The organism is Burkholderia sp. Bp8994 (assembly GCF_003853805.1).
Taxonomy (GTDB): domain Bacteria; phylum Pseudomonadota; class Gammaproteobacteria; order Burkholderiales; family Burkholderiaceae; genus Burkholderia.
Map to the genome: position 1 here is coordinate 95842 of NZ_QTQH01000025.1, position 7431 is coordinate 103272.

Genomic DNA, 7431 nt, shown 5'->3' on the forward strand with positions numbered 1-7431 from the left:
TCCTGCGGAAACTTACTTGCCTTGCGGGCGCAGATACGCGAGCCAGCGACGCTCGGCCTGGCGGAACAGCCACACGAGCGCGAACGAGATCACGAGATAGAGCAGGGCGGCGATGCCGAACGCGTGGAACGACATGTAGGTCGCCGAGTTCACGTCGCGCGCGATCTTCAGGATGTCCGGCACGGTCGCGGTGAACGCGACGGTGGTCGCGTGCAGCATCAGGATCACTTCGTTGCTGTAGAGCGGCAGCGCGCGGCGCAGCGCGGACGGCAGGATCACGCGGCGATACATCGTGAAGGTGGACATCCCGTACGCGCGCGCGGCCTCGATCTCGCCGTACGACGTCGCCTTGATCGCGCCCGCGAAGATCTCGGTGGTGTACGCGCAGGTGTTCAGCGTGAACGCGAGCAGCGTGCAGTGCATGCCGTCGCGGAAGAACGCGTCGAGCAGCGGCGTGCCGCGCACGACCTGCAGGCTGTAGAGGCCGGTGTAGCAGAGCAGCAGCTGCACGTAGAGCGGCGTGCCGCGGAACACGTACGTATAGAGCCACACGGCGCTCGACAGCCACTTCCTCTTCGACACGCGGGCCACCGCGAGCGGCACCGACAGGCAGAAGCCGAGGCCGATCGACACGACCAGCAGCCACAGCGTGATCGCGACGCCGGTGATCCGGAAGCCGTCGGTGTAGAGGTAGTTGCGCCAGTATTCTTGGATGAGTTCGATCATAGGTCAGCCTTGCGGACACCGGTCGAGTAGCGCTTTTCGAGCCACATCAGCACGAAGTTCGAGATCGTCGTGATGGCGAGGTAGACCGCACCGGCGATCAGCGTGAAGAAGAAGAACCGCAGCGTGCCCTTGCCGGCGTCCTGCGACGCCTTCACGACGTCCGCGAGGCCGATGATCGACACCAGCGCGGTCGACTTCACGAGCACCTGCCAGTTGTTGCCGATGCCGGGCAGCGCGAAGCGCATCATCTGCGGGAACATGATCCGCGTGAACACCTGCCAGTTGGTCATCCCGTACGCGCTGCCGGCCTCGAGCTGGCCGCGCGGCACCGACAGGAACGCGCCGCGGAACGTCTCGGTGAAGTACGCGCCGTAGATGAAGCCGAGCACGAGCACGCCGGCGAGGAACGGGTCGATGTCGATCTGGTCCCAGCCGAGCGCGTCGGTCGCCATGTTCAGCCAGATCTGCAGGCTGTAGAACAGCAGCAGCATCAGCACGAGGTCGGGCACGCCGCGGATCAGCGTCGTGTAGACGGTGCCGGCGCCGTTCGTGAAGCGGTTGCGCGACAGCTTCGCGCCCGCGCCGAGCAGGCCCAGCAGGAACGACAGCGCGAGCGAAAGCACCGCCAGCTTGACGGTTTGCCAGGTGCCGGCGAGGATCAGCGGGCCGTAGCCTTGTAGAAACATATGTGGTCCCTGGTGTGGTCCCGGACGGCGCACGCGGTGCGCCGCGAAAGACGCGCCCGCCAAGCTGCGCGGAACGCCCCGTACGTATCATGACCGTCCGCCCCGGCAACGGTGCCGGACCAGCCCGTCGCGCGAGCGGCGGGCGAGGGGGCGGGCGGCGCGTGGTTGACTGCCTGTCGTGCCGGACGCGGGGCCGCCCCCGCATCCGCTTCCCGGTATTGTCGGCGCTCAGCGCGCCGAGTAGACGCTGAACGAGAAATACTTGTGCGACAGCCGGTCGTACGTGCCGTCCTTGTGCATGTCGGCCAGCGCCTTGTTGATCTTGAGCTTCAGGTCCGTGTCGTCCTTGCGCAGGCCGATCGCGGTGCCGTCGCCGATCGTCTTCGGATCCTTCACCTCCGGGCCGGCGAACGCGAAGCCCTTGCCGCGCGGCGTGCGCAGGAAGCCGTAGTCAGCCTGCAGTTCATCCTGCAGCGTCGCGTCGAGGCGGCCCGAGCCGAGATCGGCATAGACCTGGTCCTGGTTCTGGTAAGGAACGATCGTCACGCCCTGCGGTTCCCAGTACGCCTTCGCGTAGGATTCCTGCGTCGAGCCCTGCTCGACGCCGACGTGCTTGCCCTTGAGCGATGCGACCGTCGGCAGCAGCGGCGAGCCGGCCTTCGCGATCATCCGCGCGGGCGCGTCGTACACCTTGTCGGAGAAGTCGATCTGCTCGCGACGCTTGTCCGTGACGGTCAGCGACGACACGATGACGTCGTACTTCTTCGCCTTCAGTGCGGGAATGATTCCGTCGAGATCCTGCGCGACCCACACGCATTTCACGTTGATCCGCTTGCAGATTTCCTTGGTGAGATCGACGTCGAAACCGACGATCTCGCCGCTCGGCGCGGTCGACTCGAACGGCGGGTAGCTGGCATCGACACCGATCCGCACGGTCTTCCACTCTTTCGCGAAGGCGCTGCCCGCCACGAGGGCGAGGGCGGCGCACAGGGCGGCCTTCTTCATTTCCATCCTTTTGTCGCTCACTTCCGGGGAGGCGCTCGCGGCCGGTCGGGCCGGGCGCCGCGGCGTATTCTAGACGGCCAAAATTCGTGTTTCGGCGCGCAGGCAACGGCGCTCGCCGGACGGGCGAACGCCAAAAGGGCGGTATTTTACCCGAACGCGATACCCGGAAAACGGCAATCCGGCGCGACCGATCGATTCTTCGATTCGGGCGTTGCGGCAATCGCGGTATTCGCAACGAGCATTACACCGATTGGGTTCGTGGGTGCAACGATGCGGTGCGCGGGCGGCGGATTGTGGCGCGCCCGGCACGCCCCTACAGTGCAGGTAAACCCGAAGAAAGAATATCTGCCTGCCGGAGTGCCCGCCCCATGTTCCAGATCCGCCGCGCCGCCGACCGCTGCCACACGCGCCAAGGCTGGCTCGAATCGAGCCACAGCTTTGCGCTTGCCGGCGCCGCCGGGGCCGCGCATCCGCCGTTCGGCGCGCTGCGCGCGCTGAGCGAGGACCGGATTGCGCCGACGCGCGGCTTCGGGATGCAGCCGCGCCGCGACCTCGAAATCGTCACCTGCGTGCTCGACGGCGCGCTCGCGCATCGCGACAGCCTCGGCAACGGCGCCATCGTGCGGGCCGGCGGCGTCCAGCGGATGAGCGCCGGCACGGGGCTGATGCACAGCGAAACCAATGCGTCGCGCGACCGGGTGCTGCATCTGCTGCAGATCTGGCTGCAGCCGGCGGAGCGGGGCGGACGGCCCGGCTACGCGGAGCGGCATTTCGCCGACGACGAGAAGCGCGGCCGCCTGCGGCTCGTCGCGTCGCCGGACGGCGACGACGGTGCGCTGTCGATCCGTGCGGATGCGCGGATCTTCGCGGGGCTGATCGATGGCGACGAGGCGGCGGCATTGGCCGTGCCGGCCGGGCGCAGCACCTATGTGCACGTGGTGCGCGGCGACGTGGAGGTCAACGGCCACGCGCTGGCCGCGGGCGACGGCGCGCGGATCGCCGGGGTAGAAGCGGTCGCGTTCGCACGCGGCCGGGCGGCCGAGGTGCTGCTGTTCGACGTCGCCTGAAATGAAACGGGGGACGCGGGCCGGGTGCCCGCGTCCCCCGCGATGCCGCCCGGGGAGGCGGCCCGCCGGCTTACTGCGCCGGTGCCGACGCGCCGTTGGCCGCGCGGTGCTGCTCCCAGCGTTCCTTCATCTTCTCGTGACGCTGCTCCATCCGCGCGAACTGCTGCTTCAGCGCGGTGCTGACCGTCGTCTTCTGCTGGTCGTTCAGCCCGTTGTAGAACGCGAGCCACGCGGCCGAGCTCTGCTCGCGCAGCTGCGCGTTCTGCTGCTCGGCCTGCTGACGGGCGGCGTGCATCGCGTTCAGGTCGAGGATCGGCTGGTTCTGCTGCGCCTTGAACTGCTCGCGCATCTGCTCGTGGCTCTTGCGCATCGCTTCATGGTTCTGCTTCATCGTGTTGACGGCCGTCTGCCACTGCTGTTCCTGCGACGCGTTGAGCTTGAGCTGGTCGTGCAGCTTCATGATCACGCCGAACGGGCCGCCGTCATGGCCGCCGTGCATCTGGTGCATGCCGGGGCCGCCCGGCGGCGGCATGTCGTTGGGCTGCGCGGCATGCGCGGTGCCGAATGCGAGAGCGAGCACGGTGGCGGCCGCAATGGCCACGCGGGAAGTGTTCTTATACATTTCAGAAACTCCTTGTATCCAAAGGGTCCGGCGATGCGGCGCGCGGAGTGACCCGGGTGCCGCATCCGGTAAGACGCAGGTTAGCGGCGCGTGCTCGGGCCGGTGTTACGCGGGATGGCTGCCGGGTTACGGCGCATTACAGTTCCCTTGCGTCGTAACCCGCAGTAACCCTTTCGCCCCTTTGTTTCGTTCTTCGACTCCGCGCTCGCGCGCTAAACTTCGAGCCATGACTACCCAGATCCTCATCGTCGACGACGACCAAGAACTCCGAGACCTGCTGCGCGACTATCTCGTGCGCCAGGGGATGGAAGTGTCCGTGCTGCACGACGCGGCGACGCTCGAGAAGCGCCTCGAGCGCGAGCGGCCCGACCTGATCGTGCTGGACCTGATGATGCCGGGCGTGGACGGCCTGACCGCGCTGCGCCAGCTGCGCGCGGCCGGCGACGACATCCCCGTGATCATGCTGACCGCGCGCGCGGACGACGTCGATCGCATCGTCGGGCTCGAGCTCGGCGCGGACGACTACCTCGGCAAGCCGTTCAACCCGCGCGAGCTGCTCGCGCGCGTGCAGGCCGTGCTGCGCCGCCGCCGCGCGACGCCGTCGGCGGCGGCGCCGGAGCAGCGCGAGCCGTTCGCGTTCGGCCGTTTCGTGCTCGACTTCCAGGCGCGCACGCTGTCGGTCGACGGCAAGCCGGCGACGCTGTCGAGCAGCGAATTCGCGCTGCTGAAGATCTTCGTGAATCACGCGCTGCGCACACTCACGCGCGAACGGCTGCTCGAGCTGCTGCACGGGCCCGAGTACGACGGCACCGACCGCGGCATCGACGTCCAGGTATGGCGCCTGCGCCGCATCCTGGAAACGGATCCGTCGACGCCGCGCTTCATCCAGACGGTCCGCGGGCGCGGCTACGTGTTCGTGCCCGACGGCGAGGCCCATGCGCAAGCCCATTGATTCGCTGTTCGGGCGGCTGGCGCTGCTGGTCGTCGGCGTGTTGCTCCTGTCGCACTTCGCGTGGTTCTTCGCGATGCGCCTCGAGCGCAACCAGATGCAGACGCGTTATGCCGTCGAGGAGGCCGCGTTCCTCGTCGACGCCGTGCGCCAGCACGTCGAGCGCACGCCCGACCAGCCGCTGCCGTCGCGGGTGCGGCTGGTGTCGCCGGACAGTCCCGATGTGCCGAAAGACGCCGATTCGAACCTGGCGGCGCCGCTCAAGCGTTTCCGCGACGACGTGAGCGAGCGGATGCCGCCCGGCACGCTGGTCGAGATCGGCGCGCCGGGCCATCCGCCGGTGCTGTGGGTCAAGGAGCCGAGCGACCGCAACTGGATCGTGGTGCCGGTGCAGCCGCTGCGCCCGCCGCGCTCGCTCGACCGGATGCTGCTGTGGCTCGGCACGATTTTCTCGGCCGGCGTGATCGCCGCGCTGTTCGCGGCCTGGCAGCTGCAGCAGCCGCTGCGCTCGCTGGCGCGCGCGGTCGCGCGCTTCGGCCGCGGCCAGCCGGTGCCGCCGTTGCGCGAGCGCGGCCCGCGCGAGCTGCGCCAGCTCACGCACGGCTTCAACCAGATGGTGGAACAGGTGTCGCAGGCCGAGAGCGACCGCGCGGTGATGCTGGCCGGCGTCGCGCACGACCTGCGCACGCCGCTCGCCAGGATGCGCCTGCGCGCGGAAATGATGGACGACGCGCGGCTGCGCGACGGTGTGGTGCGCGATGTCGACTCGATGTCGCACATCGTCGACCAGTTCCTCGTGTTCGCGCACGGCGGGGCGGACCGCAGCGAGCCCGTGCCGGTCGACCAGGCCTGCGAGCGGATCGCCCGCAGCTATCGCGCGGTCGCACCGAACGCACCGGCTGTCCAGACGCATCTGGCCGCCGACGAAGGCTTCCGCCTGCCGACCGCGACGCTCGACCGGATCCTGTCGAACCTGCTGGACAATGCGCATGCGTACGGCGCGCCGCCCGTGCTCATCGAGACGGCGCGTACGCCGGCGGGTTACGTGCTGTCGGTCAGCGACAGCGGCGGCGGGATTGCGCCGCGCGATCTGGCGGCCGCGACACGGCCGTTCGTGCGGCTCGACCCCGCGCGCGGCGGGAACGGCCACAGCGGGCTCGGGCTGGCGATCGTCGAGCGGCTGGTGCTGCGGCTGGGCGGGGCGTGCGAGATCGGCAATCGTCCCGAGGGCGGCCTGCGCGTGGCGATGACGTTCCCGTTCGACGTGGTGCCGAAGGACGAACTTCACGCCCAGGCCGCGTAAGCGGCGCATGCGGCGCCTGCCGGGCAGGCGCCGCGCGGCATCATTCGCCGAACAGCGTGCCGAGCGTCTCGGCGGCGTTGCTGTCGATGGTGTTGTAGGTCACGCTCGTGGCCTCGAAGATATAGACGGTCGTATAGCGGCCGAGGCGCTCCAGGATCTCCTCCTGCAGCGATTCCGGCACGACGTTCATGTTCAGGTACCACGCCGTCGACGACAGCCGGGTCTGGAACGACCCGTACTCCTGCATCAGCTCGTAGAACGCATCGGCGTCCTGATCGCGGCAGACGATCACCAAGTTTCCTGCCATTCGCTTCCTCCCGCTGGTCGGTCGATCCCTGGCGGCTATGGGGCTAGCGACGCCAGGGGCTAGCCCCGATCATACCTGCTTCGCCGCAATCGTCCGCTGACGTCCTGCATGGTTTGTGTCCGTGTGCGGCGGGCGGGTTCCCGGCCGGCCCGGATCACGGCATAATTCGGGGCCTGCATGCCGGCCGCACGACCGCGGCCGGGCTGCTCCGCACCGCACGCCTGCCGTTCGCCCGCGTGCCGGGCACGATCCGTGCGCCGCCCGCGCGCCGCGCCGAGCCGAGCCGGCCCCGGACGGTTGAACCTGAAATACAGGTTGGTGTAGTGTCGTGCCGTCGCGGCCCGACTCGCCGCGCCCGGAGGGCGCAGCTTGCACGCACGGCGCCTCGCGCCGGCGTGAAATCGTGAATCAATCGAATTACCGCGTCGAATTACCGCGCCCGTGCGCTTTGCCATGAATCAACATCGTCTGCCGGCTTCGTTCGGCCTTACCGGGGAGGGCGCCTGATGGACGTCGGATTCTTCAATCCGAACCGGACTGCCAACGCGTCCGCGTGGCGCGTCCTGCCGAACCGGTGGGACTTCATCGCGTTTCCGCTGATCATCTGCCTGATCGCGATGGCGGTCGTCGGCTTTCATGAAACGATGGCGCCGATCGGGACCCTTCAGACCCAGAAGATCTCGCTCGACCCGTCGAACCTGCCCGAATACGCGTTGCGCACCACGCTGCGGATGCTCGCCGCGATGGTCGCGTCGCTCGCGTTCAC

8 protein-coding genes and 1 pseudogene are annotated in these 7431 nt (G+C 68.5%); 4 read left to right on the forward strand and 5 right to left on the reverse strand.

Annotated elements, in window-relative coordinates; translation table 11 throughout:
• Nucleotides 1–12: 12 nt before the first annotated feature.
• From DIE04_RS25440 to DIE04_RS25450, 3 genes are all read right to left on the reverse strand, one after another.
• Complete coding sequence (locus tag DIE04_RS25440; protein WP_044847742.1) at nt 13–726, reverse strand: ABC transporter permease; 714 nt, start codon at nt 724–726, stop codon at nt 13–15.
• Nucleotides 723–1412, reverse strand: a complete 690-nt coding sequence (locus tag DIE04_RS25445; RefSeq protein WP_044847743.1) for an ABC transporter permease — start codon at nt 1410–1412, stop codon at nt 723–725. Before DIE04_RS25445 ends, DIE04_RS25440 begins: the two co-directional genes overlap by 4 nt.
• A gap of 228 nt (nt 1413–1640) precedes the next feature.
• Entirely contained in the window at nt 1641–2417 is a 777-nt protein-coding gene (locus DIE04_RS25450) for an ABC transporter substrate-binding protein (RefSeq protein ID WP_044847744.1), read from the reverse strand.
• A 368-nt stretch (nt 2418–2785) separates the two neighbouring features.
• On the opposite strand from DIE04_RS25450, the gene DIE04_RS25455 reads away from it, so the two are divergent.
• Entirely contained in the window at nt 2786–3484 is a 699-nt protein-coding gene (locus DIE04_RS25455; protein ID WP_124521612.1) for a pirin family protein, read from the forward strand.
• A gap of 70 nt (nt 3485–3554) precedes the next feature.
• Here the strand turns inward: DIE04_RS25455 and DIE04_RS25460 are convergent, their stop codons facing one another.
• The gene (locus DIE04_RS25460) at nt 3555–4106 is read right to left on the reverse strand and encodes a Spy/CpxP family protein refolding chaperone (protein WP_124573295.1); all 552 of its coding nucleotides are present in this window, start codon (nt 4104–4106) and stop codon (nt 3555–3557) included.
• Nucleotides 4107–4332: 226 nt separating this feature from the next.
• Between DIE04_RS25460 and DIE04_RS25465 the strand changes: the two genes are divergently transcribed.
• Both DIE04_RS25465 and DIE04_RS25470 read left to right on the forward strand, forming a co-directional pair.
• Nucleotides 4333–5058 carry a response regulator gene (locus DIE04_RS25465; protein ID WP_006755678.1) on the forward strand — a complete coding sequence of 242 codons (726 nt, stop codon included), beginning with the start codon at nt 4333–4335 and terminating at the stop codon, nt 5056–5058.
• Nucleotides 5042–6358, forward strand: a complete 1317-nt coding sequence (locus tag DIE04_RS25470; protein WP_124521576.1) for an ATP-binding protein — start codon at nt 5042–5044, stop codon at nt 6356–6358. The genes DIE04_RS25465 and DIE04_RS25470 overlap by 17 nt, the downstream gene beginning before the upstream one ends.
• Nucleotides 6359–6398: 40 nt before the next feature.
• Here the strand turns inward: DIE04_RS25470 and DIE04_RS25475 are convergent, their stop codons facing one another.
• The gene (locus tag DIE04_RS25475; protein WP_027786765.1) at nt 6399–6665 is read right to left on the reverse strand and encodes a hypothetical protein; all 267 of its coding nucleotides are present in this window, start codon (nt 6663–6665) and stop codon (nt 6399–6401) included.
• 506 nt (nt 6666–7171) lie between these two features.
• Between DIE04_RS25475 and DIE04_RS25480 the strand changes: the two are divergent.
• A pseudogene (locus DIE04_RS25480) lies at nt 7172–7431 on the forward strand (sulfonate ABC transporter permease); the annotation flags it as partial.